This is a genomic window from Bartonella sp. CR84HXZ (genome assembly GCF_042194535.1).
Lineage (GTDB): Bacteria > Pseudomonadota > Alphaproteobacteria > Rhizobiales > Rhizobiaceae > Bartonella > Bartonella grahamii.
In genome coordinates, this window is the sequence record NZ_JBHIMY010000007.1 from 73813 (window position 1) to 94087 (window position 20275).

At 39.6% G+C, this 20275-nt stretch carries 15 protein-coding genes and 2 pseudogenes; 8 read left to right on the forward strand and 9 right to left on the reverse strand.

Annotated elements, in window-relative coordinates; translation table 11 throughout:
* Positions 1-1025: 1025 nt before the first annotated feature.
* The gene (locus ACFIKD_RS04835; protein WP_026500755.1) at positions 1026-1409 is read right to left on the reverse strand and encodes a cell division protein ZapA; all 384 of its coding nucleotides are present in this window, start codon (positions 1407-1409) and stop codon (positions 1026-1028) included.
* Positions 1410-1421: 12 nt separating this feature from the next.
* Positions 1422-1697 (reverse strand): DUF4164 domain-containing protein, encoded by a 276-nt coding sequence (locus tag ACFIKD_RS04840; protein ID WP_005774573.1) that lies wholly within the window; start codon positions 1695-1697, stop codon positions 1422-1424.
* 334 nt (positions 1698-2031) lie between these two features.
* On the opposite strand from ACFIKD_RS04840, the gene tkt reads away from it, so the two are divergent.
* The 5 genes from tkt (at position 2032) to ACFIKD_RS04865 (ending at position 9200) form a co-directional block, all read left to right on the forward strand.
* The gene (gene tkt, locus ACFIKD_RS04845) at positions 2032-4038 is read left to right on the forward strand and encodes a transketolase (protein ID WP_273787674.1); all 2007 of its coding nucleotides are present in this window, start codon (positions 2032-2034) and stop codon (positions 4036-4038) included.
* A 202-nt stretch (positions 4039-4240) separates the two neighbouring features.
* The gene (gene gap / locus ACFIKD_RS04850) at positions 4241-5248 is read left to right on the forward strand and encodes a type I glyceraldehyde-3-phosphate dehydrogenase (RefSeq protein WP_375635516.1); all 1008 of its coding nucleotides are present in this window, start codon (positions 4241-4243) and stop codon (positions 5246-5248) included.
* Between the two features lie 515 nt (positions 5249-5763).
* Positions 5764-6957 carry a phosphoglycerate kinase gene (locus ACFIKD_RS04855; protein ID WP_375644538.1) on the forward strand — a complete coding sequence of 398 codons (1194 nt, stop codon included), beginning with the start codon at positions 5764-5766 and terminating at the stop codon, positions 6955-6957.
* A gap of 129 nt (positions 6958-7086) precedes the next feature.
* On the forward strand, positions 7087-8118 hold the full coding sequence (locus ACFIKD_RS04860; protein WP_375647357.1) for a class I fructose-bisphosphate aldolase: 1032 nt from the start codon (positions 7087-7089) through the stop codon (positions 8116-8118).
* A 665-nt stretch (positions 8119-8783) separates the two neighbouring features.
* On the forward strand, positions 8784-9200 hold the full coding sequence (locus ACFIKD_RS04865; protein ID WP_375647359.1) for a hypothetical protein: 417 nt from the start codon (positions 8784-8786) through the stop codon (positions 9198-9200).
* Positions 9201-11177: 1977 nt separating this feature from the next.
* Here the strand turns inward: ACFIKD_RS04865 and ACFIKD_RS04870 are convergent.
* From ACFIKD_RS04870 to rpmE, 3 genes and pseudogenes are all read right to left on the reverse strand, one after another.
* Positions 11178-11429: pseudogene (locus tag ACFIKD_RS04870) on the reverse strand (ABC transporter); the annotation flags it as partial.
* A 192-nt stretch (positions 11430-11621) separates the two neighbouring features.
* Positions 11622-11894 carry a hypothetical protein gene (locus ACFIKD_RS04875; protein WP_375647360.1) on the reverse strand — a complete coding sequence of 91 codons (273 nt, stop codon included), beginning with the start codon at positions 11892-11894 and terminating at the stop codon, positions 11622-11624.
* A gap of 243 nt (positions 11895-12137) precedes the next feature.
* The gene (rpmE, locus tag ACFIKD_RS04880) at positions 12138-12359 is read right to left on the reverse strand and encodes a 50S ribosomal protein L31 (protein ID WP_015856961.1); all 222 of its coding nucleotides are present in this window, start codon (positions 12357-12359) and stop codon (positions 12138-12140) included.
* A 187-nt stretch (positions 12360-12546) separates the two neighbouring features.
* On the opposite strand from rpmE, the gene ACFIKD_RS04885 reads away from it, so the two are divergent.
* From ACFIKD_RS04885 to ACFIKD_RS04895, 3 genes are all read left to right on the forward strand, one after another.
* Complete coding sequence (locus tag ACFIKD_RS04885) at positions 12547-14337, forward strand: ABC transporter transmembrane domain-containing protein (RefSeq protein ID WP_015856960.1); 1791 nt, start codon at positions 12547-12549, stop codon at positions 14335-14337.
* Positions 14338-15295: 958 nt separating this feature from the next.
* On the forward strand, positions 15296-15463 hold the full coding sequence (locus tag ACFIKD_RS04890) for a hypothetical protein (protein WP_375647361.1): 168 nt from the start codon (positions 15296-15298) through the stop codon (positions 15461-15463).
* A gap of 328 nt (positions 15464-15791) precedes the next feature.
* Positions 15792-16943: a hypothetical protein gene (locus ACFIKD_RS04895; RefSeq protein WP_375647363.1), complete on the forward strand. Its 1152-nt coding sequence runs from the start codon at positions 15792-15794 to the stop codon at positions 16941-16943.
* A gap of 480 nt (positions 16944-17423) precedes the next feature.
* On the opposite strand, the pseudogene ACFIKD_RS04900 reads toward ACFIKD_RS04895, so the two are convergent.
* The 4 genes and pseudogenes from ACFIKD_RS04900 to ACFIKD_RS04915 all read right to left on the reverse strand — a co-directional run.
* Positions 17424-17700: pseudogene (locus ACFIKD_RS04900) on the reverse strand (inositol monophosphatase family protein); the annotation flags it as partial.
* Positions 17701-17792: 92 nt separating this feature from the next.
* Positions 17793-18584, reverse strand: coding sequence for an inositol monophosphatase family protein (locus tag ACFIKD_RS04905; protein ID WP_015856959.1), 792 nt, complete (start codon positions 18582-18584; stop codon positions 17793-17795).
* 11 nt (positions 18585-18595) lie between these two features.
* A complete protein-coding gene (gene efp, locus ACFIKD_RS04910) occupies positions 18596-19171 on the reverse strand; it encodes an elongation factor P (RefSeq protein ID WP_273787683.1) in 576 nt (191 codons plus the stop codon).
* 611 nt (positions 19172-19782) lie between these two features.
* On the reverse strand, positions 19783-20160 hold the full coding sequence (locus tag ACFIKD_RS04915; protein ID WP_375647380.1) for a helix-turn-helix domain-containing protein: 378 nt from the start codon (positions 20158-20160) through the stop codon (positions 19783-19785).
* Positions 20161-20275 lie beyond the last annotated feature (115 nt).

The window sequence follows — 20275 nt, forward strand, 5'->3', positions numbered from 1 at the left end:
GCAAGATGTTCATTGGTAATGAGAGTTCATTCTTTTGCTTGTTGAATGAGGGCTTTGAAATTTTTCTCATTTTAAATTTTTGCAAACAGAATTGAATAAAATTAGAATTATGTGCCTAAAAAGTCATGCTTGTACGTCACAAGTGGGGGGGCTTGTGGGTAAAAACTGTACAAGAAAGGCGCCTCTCTTATGAATCGTTTTAAGAGCCAAGGGGGCTGTTGCAATATTGGGGGCCGGTTATAATGATGGTGCCGATTTGCTCTTTCTTTTATTAAGCGTGGAGATTTTGAGGACTGGGGAGAGAGATATGGATGGATTGTTTGTTATAAGGATAAAGATGTCGGGAGAGAATGTTTGCAAGAGTTATTATTGTCGTTTATGATGTTTGAAGTTATCGCAGATTAACATAAACTTCGGGTTTGGCTTTTTTCCTGCTCTGAAGGATGAAAATATTTAATTCACGCTGGTTTATAAACGATACGGTTCTTCTAGGTGGGTTTCATCTGATGGACATTCTAGGTGCAAAGACTCCATGGTGCTTATATTATCAAATGGCGGTGTTTTACGGGATAATAGATACGGTTATTTTTTAAATATATTTTGAATATATATTGAATCTGCTTGGTATTATCTAGGGGCAAGGACTTTTGGTATGCATTCGTAGGGAACATGAATATAGTTCTTTTCTCGAAGCATGCTTTATTTGTTTATTTCTGTTGTCATTTATATGATTTTTTTACAATGATGTTGGTTTTTTATCTTGTTGTGCTGTTAAAAGACATCTCATTTGAAGGGTGGTGATATAAGGTTTCCTCTTTGATATAAGAAGTGTTTGTGCAGGGGTGAAATATTCAGGGCCGAGTTTTTCTTGTTGAGTTTTAAGTTTATCCCATAAGTGGTGAGTAGCTGGAATCCTCTCTATAAAAAACTGGACCATTTACAGACTGGTGTGGGTTTAAGAGTTTTTATCCTGTGAGGTGTAGCGGACAAGTAAAATCACTGGTTTGTTACGCGCTGATGTACTTTTAGAAATCTTCCTGTTCTTGTTCTTGAAAGTTTGTGCTGTTTTGATCATCTTTGAGCAATTGGTTGGTGAGATTTTCAATGCGTTGTGTGGTGTCACGCATAATTTTCCCCATGGTGCGGTCTCTTTCGTTGTGGAGTCGTAAAAGAGCATTGTAGTCTTCTTGTAGTTTTTTATTTTCTCGTTTTATTTCTTCCATTTCATCGATAATCATTATGCCAGCCATAACCGATAAACGATGGTCGCCAATTTCACCAAAATTGTTCTTTAAATGTGTGATATATTGATCCAATTGAGCAGCAAGCGCGATAAGACGACGTTCTTGTCCTTTATCACAAGCCATGCGATAAATTTTACCATCAATGGTAACGGAAACAGTTTCCATACATTCAAACCTTTATCTATCAATGACAACACGAATTGTTTCCATTGCTTTAATAAGACGTTTGGAAACTTCTTTGTTTACGGACTCTAAGCGTTCAATTTGGGCTTCAGCTTTGTCAAGCGCTTGGGCAAGATGGCTGCGGTCAGCATTCATTCGTTGAATTTCTTCTTCCCATTCGTTATTTTTATCAATAACGGCATTGCGGTTTATTATGGTGATCTCTAAAGTTCTAAGTGCTTTTTCTAGGTGCTCTAGAGCATCTTGTAGAACCGTCGTTTCTTGGTTCATTGCTTTTATCCTTTGGGTAATTGTATCCTTTATCAATGTGTTATGCAAAAACGAATCACTTTCAATCTTGTATTGTGTGCATTTTATTTTTAAGTATGTAGGATATTTTAGCAAGCAAAGCAGGGGATAGATATAAATTAAAAGCTGGATTTTTTGCGCGTATTGACATAAATGACATGGATATACAGGACGCGTGAGGGGAATGTTGTTAATGTTATTGAAGTGGTGGCAAAAAGTCTCACGCTAATGGTTAAAAAATAGTATTCCTTGAGAATTTTAAGAGAATACGGAAAAAGCAACAGAATAACGTATTTAACGAAATGGTCGATTATTCATGACAAATACCCACCAACAGAATCAGATGGCCAATGCTATCCGTTTTCTTGCTATTGATGCGATTGAAAAAGCAAATTCTGGTCATCCGGGCTTACCAATGGGGGCAGCCGACATTGCTACGGTCCTTTATACACAATTCCTTGCTCATGATCCTAAAAATCCTCGCTGGCCTAACCGTGATCGTTTTGTGTTATCGGCGGGGCATGGGTCTATGTTGCTTTATGCTCTCTTGTATCTTTCTGGTTATGAAGATCTCTCTCTTGAGGATCTCAAAAATTTTCGCCAATTAGGGGCAAAGCTTGCTGGGCATCCAGAATATGGGCATGTGGCGGGAATCGAAACAACCACTGGACCACTTGGACAAGGGTTGGCAAATGCCGTGGGAATGGCTCTTGGGGAGCGTTTGCAAAACGCCCGTTTTGGTGATCTCATCAATCATTACACTTACGCGTTGGTGGGCGATGGATGCCTTATGGAAGGGATATCTCAAGAAGCGATTTCCCTTGCTGGTCATTTGAAACTCAATAAGCTTATTGTGTTGTGGGACGATAATAATATTTCCATTGATGGAGAGATTTCACTTGCTGATAGTACTGATCAGATTGCGCGTTTTAAAGCTTCTGGTTGGGAGACACATAAAATCAATGGGCATGATCAAGCAGCAATTGCGCGGGCTATTGAGGCGGCACAAAATTCCGATAAACCAACTTTGATTGCTTGTAAAACAACAATTGGTTTTGGAGCGCCAAATAAAGCGGGTACCAATAAAGTTCATGGAGCTCCTTTGGGCGCACGAGAAATCACTGAAACCCGTATCGCTTTAGGGTGGGAGGCTGAGCCTTTCGTTATTCCAGCCGATATTCTCGATAGTTGGCGCTTGGCTAGTCTCAATGCTGCTAAAAAACGTCAAAAGTGGGAAGCAAAATTTGCTGATCTTCCTGTCTCAGAGCGTGTGGAGTTCGAAAGATTGATGCGAGGCGATCTCGTGGGTGGATTTGATGGCGCTATTGATACTTATAAACAAAAACTGGTTGAAGAGCGCCCCGTTGTTGCTACGCGTAAAGCCTCGGAAATGGCTCTTGAAGTGATCAATGAAGTCGTTGTTGAGACCATTGGTGGTTCGGCTGATCTAACCGGATCTAATAATACAAAAAGCAGCCAGATGAAAAGTATCTCTGCTGAAGATTTTTCAGGGCGCTATCTGCATTATGGAATTCGCGAACATGCAATGGGAGCCGTGATGAATGGTCTTGCCCTTTATGGCGGCTTTATTCCTTATGGGGGAACCTTTTTATGCTTTTCTGACTATATGCGTCCCGCTATGCGGCTCTCTTCTTTGATGGGATTGCGGGTGATTTATGTCATGACTCATGATTCCATTGGTCTTGGTGAGGATGGTCCTACCCATCAACCCGTAGAGCATTTGGCTTGCCTGCGCGCAATGCCTAATCATCTTGTGTTCCGCCCTGCTGATGCTATGGAGACAGTTGAGTGTTGGCAATTGGCTTTGAAAGCACGCAAAACGCCTTCTACTTTGGCTTTGAGTCGACAAAATCTACCGCTTTTGCGTCAAGAGTATGAAGAAGAAAATCTCTGTATGCTCGGTGCTTATGAATTCCTAACAGCTAGCGATGATGCACAAGTGACGCTGTTTGCTTCTGGTTCAGAATTGCAAATTGCGGTGGAGGCACATGCGGTGTTAGAAGAAAAAGGCATTCCAACGCGTGTGGTTTCTGTGCCTTGTTTTGAACTCTTTTCTCAACAATCTCTCTCCTATCAGCGTGCTCTCATTGGAGATGCGCCGATTAAAATTGCCATTGAAGCTGCTGTCGCCCAAGGATGGGACCGTTTTATTGGCTGTGATGGTGTGTTTATTGGTATGGAGGGCTTTGGGGCAAGTGGAACAATTGATGCCCTTTATGCGCATTTCGGTATTACTTGTGAGAATGTGGTCGCCACTGTTGAAAAAGAGCTTGGAAAGATCAAAGAGGAAAAGACAAAATGACAGCTTGTGTTGTCATGAATGGGGTGGTTTTAGGGCATCATATTCTGTGCAGTGTTCTGGATGATCTTGTGCATTATTGTGGATAAGTGAGTGAGTGATCAAGATATTGACATTGTGGGAATTAATGATTTGGGATTGGTGAAATACCCATTTATTGTATTTTAAATGTTGTGCTTAAAAAATTGATGAGGAAACATGTGAAATGACAGTTCGTGTTGCAATTAATGGGTTTGGTCGTATTGGTCGCAATATTTTACGTGCACTTGTGGAAAGTGAACGGAAAGATATTGAAGTGGTCGCAATTAATGATTTGGGATCGGTGGAAACAAATGCCCATTTGTTGCGCTATGATTCAGTTCATGGGCGTTTCCCTGGGACCGTTAAGGTGGTAGGGGATGCCATTGATGTGGGGAGTGGTTTAATAAAGGTATGCGCAGAGCGTGATCCTGCTCAATTGCCTTGGAAAGATTTGGATATTGATATTGCTTTAGAATGTACGGGCATTTTTACTGCGCGTGATAAAGCAAGTGCTCATTTGGATGCGGGGGCAAAGCGTGTTCTTGTTTCTGCGCCTTCTGAAGGAGCAGATCTTACGGTCGTCTATGGGGTTAATCATCAATCTTTAAGCAGCGAGCATCGCGTTGTTTCAAATGCTTCTTGTACAACCAATTGTTTGGCGCCTGTTGCACAAGTCTTGCACAACACGGTGGGCATTGAAAAGGGCTTTATGACAACAATCCATTCTTATACGGGTGATCAACCTGTGTTGGATACAATGCATCGTGACCTTTATCGTGCACGTGCGGCAGCTCTTTCTATGATTCCTACCTCAACAGGAGCGGCAAAAGCTGTGGGATTGGTCTTGCCAGAATTAAAGGGATTGCTTGATGGTGTATCGATTCGTGTTCCGACCCCTAATGTTTCTGTGGTTGATTTGACATTTACCGCTAAGCGTTCCACAACAATTGAAGAAATTAATACAGCCATTGCTATTGCTGCACAAGGTCCTTTGAAGGGCGTTTTGGATTATACAGAAGAAAAACTCGTGAGTTGTGATTTTAATCATAATCCTCATTCAGCTATTTTCCACAATGATCAAACAAAAGTGATTGATGGTAAGCTCTGTCGCGTTTTGGTTTGGTATGATAATGAATGGGGCTTTTCTAACCGTATGAGTGATACGGCTGTGGCTTTTGCTAAGACAATATAAGAGGACCTCAGGGTCCTCCTTTTTATAGGAAAAAGTCTCATTTTTGTACAATTTTGAGAACAACAGATAGAGGCTGTTGTTCTCATGCGCTGGAGAGAAGAAACTATTGAAAAATTGATGGTGTGTTTTGTTTTAATACTGGGTCAATACGTGCTTTTAAAAGCTGCATGAAAGAGTAAACTTTGAAAAAGTAAGATCTGAACGAGACACTCTTTGAGAAAACGTCAGAAAATTAGGAGATGTAAATTCTTTTGCCTAGAAGTAAAAGGAAGCTTTAATAGAGATCAAGTTGAGCCAATGCATTTGTTTGCCACAATGGGATATGAAGATTAAGAGCAATGGTGGGCTTTTGTACATTTGATGATGAAAGCTTTGGCTTTTCAGAAGCAGAGGGTGAGAGATGGGCTGTCGTGGATCTCTTGTAAAAGCAAAGAGGGGATAAGTGGAAAGAAAAGTGGGCAGGGTTGTTGGATGCGTTTTTATTTGAAACAATGGAAAGTGAAGAGGAAGCAGTGATGGGGTTTCGTACACTTGATGATGTTGATGTCACTGGAAAACGTGTTCTTGTGCGGGTGGATTTTAATGTGCCAATGGCGCAGGGCAAGGTCTGTGATACGACACGCTTAGAGCGACATAAAGAGACACTCGTTGAGCTACAAAAGCGGGGTGCTAAACTTATTCTGCTTTCTCATTGTGGTCGCCCCAAAGGAAAGGTAGAGCCAGAGTTTTCACTCCGTCCTGTTGTGCAAGTGCTGGAAAAGATCATTAATCAGCCTGTTTCTTTTGTTCCTGACTGTATCGGTTCGGTGGTGCAGGTTGCGGTTGAGTCATTACAAAATGGGGGTGTTTTACTGCTTGAAAATGTTCGTTTTTATGCTGGTGAAGAAAAGAATGATTGTTCTTTTGCGGAAGCTTTGGCTCATAATGGGGATCTCTATGTCAATGATGCTTTTTCAGTTTCTCATCGTGCCCATGCTTCGGTGGAGGGAATAACGCATTTGTTGCCTTCTTATGCAGGGCGCTCTTTGCAAGGTGAGATGCAGGCGTTAGAAAAAGGACTTGGCAATCCAACACACCCTGTGGTTGCCATTGTGGGAGGAGCGAAAGTTTCCAGCAAGCTTTTTGTGCTCAATCATTTGGTGGAAAAGGTTGATCATCTCGTGATTGGTGGGGGCATGGCTAACAGTTTTTTAGCAGCGCAAGGTGTGTCTGTTGGTAAGTCACTGTGTGAACATGCACTGATGGACACGATAAAAAAAATCATCAAAAAAGCGCAAGAGTGTCAATGTACCCTTCTGCTTCCTCAGGATGCTGTCGTTGGATTTCGCTTTGAAAAAGATGCACCGCATCGTCTTTATGACATTGAAGATATTCCACAAGATGGCATGATATTGGATATTGGGACACGCTCTATTGCGCATATCAATACTGTGATAGATAAAGCTGCTACTCTTGTGTGGAATGGACCCCTTGGTGTTTTTGAAATGTCTCCTTTTGATAAGGGGACCATTGCAGTTGCACGCCATGCAGCAGAACGTAGTTTGACGGGAAAGTTGGTTTCAATTGCGGGAGGGGGCGATACAGTTTTTGCTCTTAATCATGCTGGTGTTGCCAATGATTTTACTTATCTCTCGACTGCTGGAGGGGCTTTTTTAGAATGGATGGAAGGTAAGGTTCTGCCTGGAATTCTTGCCCTTATGCAGGTTTAGAGAGTTTATTGAAAGAGCAGCTTTAAAAAAGAGCTGTGTGTCGTTGTGTAGGCTGTGTTTAACGTGTTGCGCACTTTTGGAAGTTTAAGACAAAATGAAATTTTAAGACAAAATAAAGAGGAATTTTTTATGAATGAACGGCTTGAAGATATTGCACTTGCTTTGGTGCATGCGGGTAAAGGTATTTTGGCGGCAGATGAAAGTACGGCGACCATTGGAAAGCGATTTGAAAGCATTGGTGTTGAATCCAATGAAGATAGACGCCGTGCTTATCGTGAAATGCTTTTTAGTACAAAAGAAGCAATGGAAAGCGCCATCTCTGGGGTTATTTTATTTGATGAAACCATTCGGCAAAAAGCATCAACTGGGAAAATGTTGACGGATCTTATTCGGGATGCAGGCGCTTTGCCAGGGATTAAAGTTGATACCGGTGCAAAACCTTTGGCCGCTTTTCCACAAGAGACAATTACCGAAGGGTTGGATGGTCTTCGTGAGCGGCTAAAAGACTATTATGCTTTGGGAGCACGTTTTGCTAAATGGCGTGCGGTAATTGCTATTGATGAACACACTTTGCCAACAAGAGGCGCAATAAGACAAAACGCACAAGCTCTTGCACGCTATGCTGCTTTGTGTCAGGAGTTCAAGATTGTGCCGATTGTTGAGCCCGAAGTGTTGATGGATGGACCATCGTGTGGGCATTCCATTACACGCTGCTTTGAGGTGACAAAAGCTGTCTTACAGACCGTTTTTAAAGAATTGTTTGAAGCTCGTGTTCTTTTGGAGGGGATGATTTTAAAACCCAATATGGTGATTGATGGAAAGGATGCCCGCAACGCTTCTGTTGAAGAAGTTGCTGAAAAGACCGTCCAGGTGCTTAAACAGACTGTTCCTGCCGCTGTTCCAGGAATTGCTTTTCTTTCTGGAGGACAGTCTGATCAGGAAGCAACGGCGCATTTATCTGCCATGAATTCTTTGGGCGCATTGCCTTGGAAATTGACTTTTTCTTATGGACGGGCATTGCAAGCAGCTGCTTTAAAAGCATGGGCTGGAAAAGATGAGAATATTGCTGTTGCACAGAAGGCATTTAGTCATCGGGCTTTGATGAATCATCTTGCGGCTTTGGGACAATGGACAACAGAACGAGAAAAAGCCTGCGCTTGAAGCACAAGCCTTATACCTAAATGCGGAGAGGTTTTACATGTTTCTGCGTGATTTTGGGTGCCCTCATCATGATAAAAATGGCGGGGGCGTTTTAGGCTTGAAAGCTTTCTCAGAGAGTTTTCTCCTTGGACCTTTTAAAAGTCTCTAATGGGTACTATCAAAAGATAAGATTGCGCAAGAGGTGCGATTGCGGGAAGGGGAGATGGTGCTTTAAAGGAAATTTGTGAATGCGCAGCATCTTAGTATGGTGTCGTTCATGGGGTGGGCACTTGCTTTTTGAATGAAAATCATAAAACTAAGACTGTATTGAAGAGTTTGATATTGTGATATTTTTTCTTTTTCATGTTATCATTACTTGTCATCAGCAGAATTCATTTGATTGCAGTTTCAAAGGTGGATTAAGCGGGTAGATTAGAGAGTTGCGATGTCTGAGTGGATTTTAATATACAGCTTATGAAGTTTTTGTGCGTCAGGATAGCTTCCTCTGCAAGGTGGGTGGCTTTTTATTGACGAACGGATTGAATAACTCTTGCTAACAAAATAGATTTGCACCTCAATAAAACACCTATTTTTCGTTAAAATGAATAAATTTTTCTTGTATTTTATGATGATATAATTACAAATAGCTAATTTTACAGCATTTTGGCTTAAAATGGGGGGGAGTTGTGGACAGCATATCTTCTAAGAATACAAGCACAAAAAGAAAAAATCGATACGCAGAACAGAGCTTTTCTGTAATTATGATGCGAAAATTGTGCAATATGGTGCGTAGAGTATTCGCTGTAATATTTGGAGTGTTTATTTTCATAATTTTTCTTATCCTGTTCCGCATGCGTGGATTGGTTCATGCCGTACTAAGCTTCTTTGCGGGTGCGAGCGGATTAACGTGCTTTTTCTTTTTTGTCGGATACTACTTGGAACGCCGCGAAGCAACAGCAGATGAAGCCGGTATATCGTTCACATTAATCTTAGCAATTGGTGAAGGCGTTTTTTCTATTTGCTGCATGTATGCTGCATGGGGTTACGACGCTCTCTTATTCCGTTTAGCACCTCCTGAGTATGAAATTATTCTCTTTGAATAAATAGAGTGCAATTCGTTTGTGTATAAATCAAGATGAGAGGCTGTCTGCCTCTCAAATTCTTAATAATCGCTCTCCAAAATCGTAACATTAGACCTGCGTTTAATGAGAGGACTAACAAGCCTTGGTCCTTAAGCTCAAGGAAATCCTTTAAAGGTTGCGTCTAACGGCATCCTTGACCTTAAGACACCCAAACGGCTTATTTTGTTTTTCTCATGCGGCTCTGAAATCATGATATAAGGGGAAAGCTTCTCATGGTGCCTAAATGGTACCTTATCGTGTGTTAAATGGAAAAATCAGAAAAAGCATTTTTATGCAATATAATCCAATTATGATTTTTTGATTTAAACATAAAGGACTTAAAGTCTTCTACAAGCTGATACGATAAAAGGGGGAAGGTCGCCTATACTGAGCAACTAAGGCGTATTTTAGGTGCTTTTGATATAGCTATATCTCCAGATGACTTTGAATGACTTATCCTTTTAGCTCTATTCACTACAAGGTCATTTTGAGGGGTCTTGGTTAATGATTGTAAAGGAAAATTAGCACGTAATATTTGGCTTTGCTGGTATAGATGCTGAATGAGTTAATTATCCAGAGGATCACTGAAGAGGGAGTGCTAAAAAATGATGGAAAATCCTCTGTACCTCGGTGAACTCGTGGTTGAAGATATAATTGTAGAACTTGGCTTATCTGTGACTGAAACAGCTGAACGGTTTGAAAGGGTTAGGGTGTTAGTTCTGCAGACGCTTGACTAGCTATAAAAAAATTATGATTTGGTGTAAGCTTTAAAACATAAATACCTTAAAAATATATCCTCTTTGTACATGTTTCTATCATCGTTAATGTGCCTTCTTAAAGCACGACAGGGGGAGGCTATAAAATTGAGGGCTGTAAATATAAATGATGGCGTTGGTGGTGGTGTGGGAAGATGGTGTCCAATTAAAGTACGCTATCCTTATTTTTATAGGCTATGACTGGAAGAAAGAGCTGGAGAGACAATTTGTGAGCAAAGAGAAAGTGTTTTGAGGATGCGTGTCTGCAAGAGCAGAACAGTGGTTGTGGTGATATTTACAAACAATAAATTTGATAAAATTTTACGATTTTGCCAACAGCTGGTTTATTATAAAAGCTGTTGCTTATACGCGCTCACAAAAGTTATAAGAAGCCCAAAAGCGCTAAAAGAGTTTTTGCTCTTTTTCAATAGTACGGATCTGCAAACAATGTTCAAAAAGTGTTCGTTTTTTTGAAAGAGAATAAAAGGATACTCTTGCAGATGAGAAAAGCCTATTTGTGAATTACAATTTGTCATGATTTTCGGTAAACACTATTGTTTAGGGCGGTGATAGAGGGCATGAAAAAATTTTAATATTCAGTTTTTTTAAGAGTGTGATCAGTCTTTAGGGTAGAGCTTGTATCCAGCCTATCAAGTGGGCCGCATAAGGGCTTCCTCGGTAAGGCGAGCACCATTATACTCTTTGCCAGTCGTATACTCTTTCCAGCGCCCCAATGTTGTGACAGCCCTTGGTATTTAAAGGGATAAGAGAGGCATTTTGTTCTTTTTTGTACAGCTTCACTCCACACGCTAACTCTGCTTGTGATGTGCAAGCCAAGAGATTTTGTTTGATTCACTATGAGGGTTTGACATGAGAAAATCCTATGGTATTCATGATCTCTCATAAAAAACAATGAATTATCCTTATAAATCAACGTAACAGTGCTGTTATGAAGAGAACTCCTTGCACATCTTAATAGTTTATAAAGATTAACTGGGTGTCATTTTATATTCTGTACACAGATGAAGTATTTTTATAAAAATGCTCCATCTCACGCAGAAAAAAACAGCCCGTTAAGACTTTAAAAAGAAAAACCTCTCAATGCTTGTCCCTCTTTTTCCATGAGAGGTTCAAATTGATAAGCCTGTCTGAAAGGAGTGCTGTTTATGTGCCCTTAAAGATACTGCTCTTGTATCAAGATCACTTACTCCGGTGAAAATTGGAGTTTTGCGAGGTAAGCATAGACGCCATTTTTTGCCACAAGTTCTGCATGGGTTCCTTCTTCCACAAGAGCGCCTTTATCCATCACGAGAATACGATCAGCTTTTAAAATTGTTGCCAAACGATGTGTAATTACCAAGGTTGTACGATTTTGCATCAATCTTTCTAAGGCGTCTTGCACCAACTTTTTACTGTTTGCATCTAAAGCAGATGTTGCTTCATCAAGCAGCAACACTTTGATTTATAATAATAGTTCACTGTTTTGTATGTTGAATGGGGATCCCGAATATTACAGGATTTTCTCATTTCAAACCTGTTCCATGTTGAATCAACAAAAACCATGTCTCTTGTACGTTACAAGTGGGGAGAGACCGCGTGAATAAAAAAAATATTAAGGAAGGACTTAAAATGTTTATAATAAATCGTCTCAAGTGCCAAGGGCTGTAGCAACACCCATGAGCTGGCAAATATAATGATGGTGCCGGCTTGCAGCAACAGGGGTGCATTTCTTAGAATTGCACGTGCAATATCGATGCGTTGTTTTGTTCCCAGAAAGCATGGTACCACGTTCTCCTACTTGCGTATCCAAGCTATCTGGTAAAGCTTGAATCAATTCAAGCGCATTAGTCGCTTTAGCGGCAGCAAGGATGTCCTCTTCATGGGTATTTTTCAGTTCCAAAAAAAGAAGAACGGTTTGCAATTATTTTATTTCAGGTCGTTATACTCTAAGAGGAAGGATTTATGCTCGTATTTCAAACTGATTTTTAAATTTAAAAAACGCAGCCACCAAGATTTATTAGTGCCTAAGATCCCATCTATTTATGTTGGATGCGTTTTTGAATTAATATTTAAAGTGCACTCTTTACAGCATAAAAAACCAATCACTTACAATAGAGCAATCATTTTTTTAAAACTTGTGCTCTTTATAATCAGGAATAGGCTTTTACATGCCAATATTACCAAAACGATTTTTGAATTTAGAAAGACGACCGCCACGGTCTACGAGTGTTTGGGAGCCACCTGTCCATGCTGGATGCGTTCTTGGGTCAATATCTAGATTAAGAGTATCGCCTTCTTTTCCCCAAGTAGAGCGCGTTTTATATTGGGTTCCATCCGTCATAACAACGGTAATTGTGTGATAGTTGGGATGAATATTCGCTTTCATGCGTAAAAACCTTTTGCGTTTACAGAATGAAACAGCACTTGCTCGATTTTTTAAGTGCGCTTCCTTTGTCTTTTTGATACATTGATTAAAGTATTTATTCCTATAGCTGAGCATGCATAAAAAAACAAGTGTTCAAGATGCATCATTGTATCAAGTGTTATAAATTCAATATAGTGAGCGAAACCTTATGAATCTCTTCAATCATTCAGAAAAATCTACAAAGTCTTCCCCTAAAAAATCTTCATTCTCTTCGCTTGCAATTTTTTTTCCTTATCTTTTACGCTATCGTTGGTTGTTTATCTTTGCCTTCCTAGCGTTATCTGTTGCTGCTCTTGTCACATTAGCTTTGCCTGTGGCTATCCGCCAAATGTTTGATCATGGTTTTTCTACTTCAAGCCATGGACATATCAATTTTTACTTCGGAATTTTATTTATTTTAGCCTTGCTTCTCGCATTTGCTTCTGCTGGTCGTTATTATTGTGTTATCACATTGGGAGAACGGATTGTTGCCGATTTACGGCGTGATGTGTTTATTCATATTATGAAACTTTCTCCTGCTTTTTTTGATCGGTCGCATTCAGGAGAGATTGTTTCAAGGCTTCTAACAGATACCACACAAATAAAATTAGCTGTGGGTTCTACCGCCTCTACTGCTTTGCGTCAGTTGATTATAGTGATCGGAGCCGTCGTGATGATGGTGATTACCAATGCTAAATTGTCTTTGTTGGTTTTGGTTGCTATTCCTGTTGTGGCCATTCCCTTGGTGGTTTTTGGGCGGAAAGTTCGCTCGCGTACGCGTGCGGCGCAAGATCGTCTGGCAGATGCCAATGCTGTTGCTACAGAACAGGTAAGTGCTATTCGCACTGTGCAAGCTTTTACCGCAGAAAAACTCGTTGCAACACGTTTTTCACAATTGATAGAACGGGCTTTTCAAACAGCACGTGCTTCTGTGATCCTGCGCTCCTTTTTTACGGGGTTTGCAATTTTTTTGGTTTTTAGCAGTGTGGTTGCTGTTTTATGGATTGGGTCGCGCGATGTTTTGAATGGAACGATGACAGGCGGGACATTAGGGCAATTTGTCCTTTATGCGGTTTTTGGAGCTTCTACTTTTGCGCAATTATCGGAACTGGGGGCAGAGTTAATCCAAGCAGCAGGCGCTGCTGAGCGGCTTTCCGAATTGCTACAAGAACAACCTACTATTGTAGCTCCTAAAAATCCTTTATCATTGGAACAACCTGTTCGAGGCGAACTTGTTTTTGATCAGGTTGATTTTATTTATCCTTCTAGACCACAAGAGAAGATTTTACGCTCGCTTTCGTTTTCTGTGAAGGCAGGCGAAACGGTTGCTTTTGTTGGGGCTTCAGGAGCAGGAAAAAGCACCATTTTTTCTTTGATCCTTCGTTTTTATGACCCGATAAGTGGAACAATTCGGTTGGATGGCATGGAAATTAATCGCCTTTCTTTACAAGATTTACGCAGCGCAATTTCCTATGTTCCACAGGATGTCGCCATTTTTGATGGAACATTGCGTGATAATATTATTTTTGGAACTGAAAATACTCATGAAGAGGAAATCCTTGCTGCCGCTAAGGCGGCTAATGCACTTGAATTTATTCAAGCTTTACCAGATGGCTTGGATACGCAAGTAGGAGAACGTGGTACCATGCTTTCTGGGGGGCAAAAACAACGCATTGGTATTGCACGGGCAATTCTAAGAAATGCACCCCTGTTGCTACTTGATGAAGCAACATCTGCTTTAGATGCAAACAGTGAAAAGTTGGTGCAAGACGCCTTAGAAGGATTGATGCAAAATCGTACAACCTTGGTAATTGCACATCGTTTGGCAACAATTTTAAAAGCTGATCGTATTCTCGTGATGGATAAAGGCGCTCTTGTGGAAGAAGGAACCCATGCAGAACTTGTGGCAAAAAATGGCGTCTATGCTTACCTCGCAAAACTCCAATTTTCACCTGAGTAAGTGATCTTGATACAAGAGCAGTATCTTTAAGGGCACATAAACAGTACTCTTTTCAGACAGGCTTATCAATTTGAATCTCTCATGGAAAAAAGAGGGCAAGCATTGAGGTGTTTTTCTTTTTAAAGTCTTAACGGGTTGTCCTTTTTTCTGCGTGAGACGGAGCATTTTTATAAAAATACTTCATCTGTGTACAAAATATAAAATGATCCCCAGTTAATCTTTATGAACTATTAAGATGTGCAAGGAGTTCTCTTCATAACAGCACTGTCACGTTGATTTATAAGGATAATTCATTGTTTTTTATGAGAGATTATTAATACTATAGGATTTTCTCGTTTCAAATTTAGTTATGTTGTATTAGTTAAAACCATGTCTCTTGTATGTGGCAAGCAGAGAGAGCCCGCGTGAATAAAACACTTTAGAAAGAATAAGTCCTCTTCATGAATCGTCTCAAGTTTCAAGGGCTATCACAACGGGGGGCGCTGGCATAAGAGTATGATGGTGCTGGGCTACTTAAAGAAGAACTGATAAATAGGCAGAGAGGCGCTTTTTATCGATGTTATAAAACAGTGCGAACAAAGCACGCAGTTTGTTTTGCTGTTTGGTTGAGTTAAGGTTTTTATTACTTTGAAAATCAATATTTCATGGATCATGCATTTTGAGGGCTTATAAGGCTTTTCTTTAAAGTACATAAATCACTAAAACAGCATTATTAAATACAAATTGTTCTATTTTACCAACAAAAATATCTATATTTTGTGTATTATTTTTATTAAAATATAATATGTAGTGATTTTCAAATCATATATACACATAATGATACAATTTCGAGAAATCGAGAAAAGAGCTGCGTTAAATGTTGGTGAGGTTAGAAGAGAGCAAGAATGGAAGAAGACATAAAATGGGCAATAGCTTTCATAATAGCTATAATTAAGGTCATTTGGAAATGGGGGAAAGAATGTGGGAGTGTGAGATTCGGCGTTATGATTTTGTGCATCATATTGATGGGGAAGTCGTGGTATTTGGGATACTCAGTGGATTTTTTGTTCGGTTTTGCAATGATAGTGTGTTGTGGGGGAAGCTTAATGCTTGCATTGGCAATTTATCAAAACAAGCATTTAACTAAACAACTTGAGCAAAAAGAGCAAGATTGCGCTGGATATCAAGATATTATTGCACAATGGGAACAGAAGTGTCTTCAATTGACTGACCAACTTGAGCAAAAAGAGCAAGAGTGCGTTGGACATCAAGATATTATTGCACAATGGGAACAGAAGTGTCTTCAATTAACTAAACAACTTGAGCAAAAAGAGCAAGATTGCGCTGGACATCAAGATATTATTGCACAATGGGAACAGAAGTGTCTTCAATTGACTGACCAACTTGAGCGAAAAGAGCAAGATTGCGCTGGACATCAAGATATTATTGCACAATGGGAACAGAAGTGTCTTCAATTGACTGACCAACTTGAGCGAAAAGAGCAAGAGTGCGCTGGATATCAAGATATTATTGCACAATGGGAACAAAGACTTTTTGCAAAAACTCAAAAAGTATCGCAGGAATGGTTGAAACAATGGGATGAGGGAGTAAGGCTATGGGAAAGAGACGTACTGGGGATAAAAAATCCTAGGGAAGATATGAAATTCAGTGGAGATCGGCTTCCATTGGTAAAGGATATTTGTGTTCGAGGGGAGCACAAAGTGCGTTTATTGTACAAGCAAGCACTTGGAAAAAAACTTACTTATGAACATTACAAAAAAATATGTAGTCTCTTGGATACCTCGTATTTTAGGAAATTTTTTGTAAAAGCAGTGCGATTAATGAGAAGGAATGGAATAACTCTGCAAAAGTTTGTAGATCCTCTTACGAACAAAAAACGGAGTCAACCTACGATGTTATTACTTCATTGGTGGTTATATGTTCTTGATGATATGATTACAGCTGAATGCAAACAGCACCAAAAGGAAAACTTTACAGGGGAGGATGAAAAGAAAAAATTTACAGATACTTTGTGGGACAACATATCTATAAGTATAGAACACAAAGAGATAGAGGAAATACTAACGCTTTCGGAATCTTGGTCTGGTGAGTGTACTTTATTATTATATTGTAAAAAGAATGTGTTGTTGTTGTTGTGTGATATTTCCAGTGATTATAAGGCGGCAAGAGAAACTTTCATTTACTATAAGAAGCTTATTAAAACAGTGAAAAAGGGCTATGTTGCCTTTGATAATGGTTGCCATTCTGTCACAGTTAGAGATGTAATCAATACTTGTAAAGAGAATGACACAAATAGAGCAAAAAATCTTTCCATTGTTGAAGGGAATCCAACATTTGAAGAAATTTATAAATTAGGCGTTAAAGAGTGGATGAAATCATCAAATGAGAAATGCGATAACCGATTGATCTTTTGGGAGAAGCTTGTTGAGGAAAAAAAGTTAAAAGAAAAATTAAAAATTATCTTCTGTAATGAGAAGGTAAAGGTGCTGGAAGAGGCTATTGAAAAAGATAAAGAGCAGCTTGCAAGTGAAATGCAGAAAGCAATTTTGGAAAACAAAGATTTTCATTATTATAAATGTCGTCGGCATTTGATAAACTATTTGTAAAACGGTTGAATAAAGGGGTAGAGAACAGTCCTATAAATCAGTGGATTTTCGGAAATCTCTGCTATTATGCAGTGGTGGAAAAGACGTGAAAACTCTTAAACATATGCGGCAGCTTTTATGAGAGAGGAGATTTTTGATCAATGGATAGCGCACTATAAAGAGCATATATTGAGGAGGAAATGGATTGTGTTTTTGTTTTGGGTTCGATAATTGCTTTTTGTAGCTTTTTGTTATGATGTTTTTTTGTTTATTGCCTTTTTTAGCTTTTTTGGAGGGGGATTTGAATAACAGAAACGTCAATAAGGTAAGCTGTTGAGGATTGCTTTTGTGGGGGGTATAGCGAGTATATTTTTTATTTGTGATGATGTTTTTGTCACTATCTGATCAGTTATTTCCTATCGTTTTATGTAAAGAAAATTTAAAACTCTCTCTCCACGTGGTTTTTTAAGGTTCTAAGGTTTTTGTAAAAAACTGTAAGAGTTAAATACTTTTTTTGAGGGTTTTTTCTAGTTTGATGCGAATGTGTTCATTGCCAGCAATGATATTTTTTTGCGGGATATATTGTTGCCTTCTTTATCGGTGATAAAACCGCCGGTTTTGCGAACCATCAGTATGCCGGTAGTTCTATCAAAAATTTGTAGGTTATCTTCCCAAAAGCCATCGGTTTTTCCTGCGGTGACATAAGCTAAATTAAGAGCAGCAGCGCTAAGACGGCGAAGTCCAGCAACTTTCATCATTACTTGCGCAATTCAATAAGAGATAAGGTTGCGTGATGAGAGATATCTCTATGGGGATGTTGCAAAGTTGAACTTTTAGCATTGCCTTTTAAAAAGACACTACTTCTGAGGTCTAAATGCCTTTTTTGAGGGTTTTTTCTAGTTTGATGCGAATGTGTTCATTGCCAGCAATGATATTTTTTTTGCGGAATATATCGCTGCCGCCTTCTTTATCGGTGACAAAACCACCGGCTTCGCGAACCATCAATATTCCAGCAGCCATATCCCAAATTTGCAGGTTATCCTCCCAAAAGCCATCGGTTCGGCCAGAAGCAACATAAGCTAAATCAAGAGCAGCAGCGCCAAAACGGCGAAGTCCGGCAACTTCCGCCATCACATTGCGTAATTCAATAAGATAGGTTCCATGATTTGGGCGACCAAAATGCGGCATACCTGTGGCAATGACACAATCTTCTAGTCTGCGTCGAGCAGAAACGCGACAGCGCCGGTCATTGAAAAAAGCACCACAACCGCGTTCTGCGGTAAATAGTTCATCACTTACGGGATTGTAAATGACACCAGCAACGATTTTCCCTTGACTTTCTAAGGCAATGGAAACAGCAAAAAAAGGAATGCCATGAAGAAAATTTGTGGTGCCATCTAGAGGGTCAATAATGAAACGATGTTGGGAATCTTCGCCAATGATTTCTTCAGATTCTTCCATTAGAAAACCAAATTTGGGGCGCGCTTTGCTTAATTCATTGAAAATAATTTTTTCCGCTTTGCGATCTGCTTGGCTGACATAATCTGCTGGTCCTTTCAAAGATACTTGCAAATTTTGCACTTCACCGTAATCACGCACCAACGAGCGTCCTGCTTTCATTGCAGCTTGCACCATGACATTCATGACTGCAGAATGGGCCATTTTTTATTCCTTTATTTATCTTTTTCATTTGCGCGACGCAAATAAATCAACTCATTGGTGTCTACAATAATACGTTCACCAGCATTCATAAAGGGGGGAACAAGAATACGAATCCCGTTTTCAAGAATGGCGGGTTTATAAGAGGAGGTAACCGTTTGTCCTTTGATGGCAGGATCGGCTTCCACAATCGTGACAGCAACTTGATCAGGAAGTGAGATGCCAATAGGCTTTTCTTGATAAAGTTCAACTGTGACAGTCATCCCATCTTGGAGAAACGCAGCACGTTCACCAACAAAATCTTTTTGAAGTTCAAGTTGTTCATAAGATTCTGAATCCATAAAGACCAAAGCATCCCCTTGTTGATAAAGAAATGTGAAATCTTTTTGTTCAAGGCGCACGCGTTCAACCGTTTCAGCAGCACGAAATCGTTCATTAAGTTTTGTACCATCAATTAAATTTTTCATTTCAACTTGGTTAAATGCACCACCTTTTCCTGGTTTTACAGCGTTGCATTTAACAGCAACCCATAAGCTTCCTTGATGTTCGATCACATTACCAGGGCGAATTTCATTGCCATTAATTTTCATCGTTTCTATCCAATTCTATTCTTGCAAAAAGAACTCTTTTGTTGTCGTTATGGCGCTTTTCTCTGCTGCCTTTAACAGTGAGCTCTTTTGTTATTTTCGGGCTCAAATCTCTTTGATTAGCCTTGCGGCTCTCTCATGGTCCTGTGCGCTTTCATAGGCTTTCTCATGTTTTTTGCAAAGAGAAAAGCTTAAGTAAAAAAGGACCTTGATGTATTTTTGCTTTTCAGTTCTTTGCAAGACCATAAAAAGCGCTCAGACGCAAGCTTTTTAAAAAATTGCACAAAAATTTTTTAGAATTTTTAGGGGAATTTATCCCGTTGTGTCGTAAAATATCATCATTGATGGCAATGATATAATTGATGGCAATGATATAAGTTCCGTAAAACCATGAGGTGTTTTTAATTGAGAATATGTGATGAATATTTGAGGGGGGCTTGTCCGGATAATCTTGTGAAATGAACCACATGAAATGGGAAGATAAAAGAGGAAGCTAAAAGAGTTCTGTTCTGAGAAGACGGATTGTTTACCAACTGGATAGGGAAGGGACTTCTGTCCTTTGAGGTGTGGGAGGCAAGTTAAGAACAGAGAGTGTAGCGCCCTATATCATAATGTTAAAAGTTTTCATTTTGATCAGAGAGTAATTGTAAAATGGCTCTTTGTTTTATCGAGGTTAGAACTCTAAATCTTTTGAGCAGCAGGTATTCTTCTGTGCTTGATGCGATTTCATCATGGTGGTATGGGGGCTGTTGTTTTGTTAAGATATCCGCATAGAAAAAGGAAACCAGAACATTTAGGCTATCGGAAATTTCTTTTAAATGCCCTGCGCTGACACGATTTAAGCCTTTTTCATATTTCTGGATTTGTTGGAAAGTGACACCTAAATGTTGACCTAATGTTTTTTGAGACATCTTCAACATTTTTCGTCTAAAGCGAATTTTTTTGCCAATGAATTTCCCACTGAAAATGTCGTTATAAGGATTTTTACCGATACCCTAGAAAATGCTACACGGGATATAGAAAGCTATTCAGCTGCTTCAACCACAGATAAGCCAAGTTTTGCATTTGCATCTTCGCGTAATAATTTGCTAGGGTGTGGGGCATTTT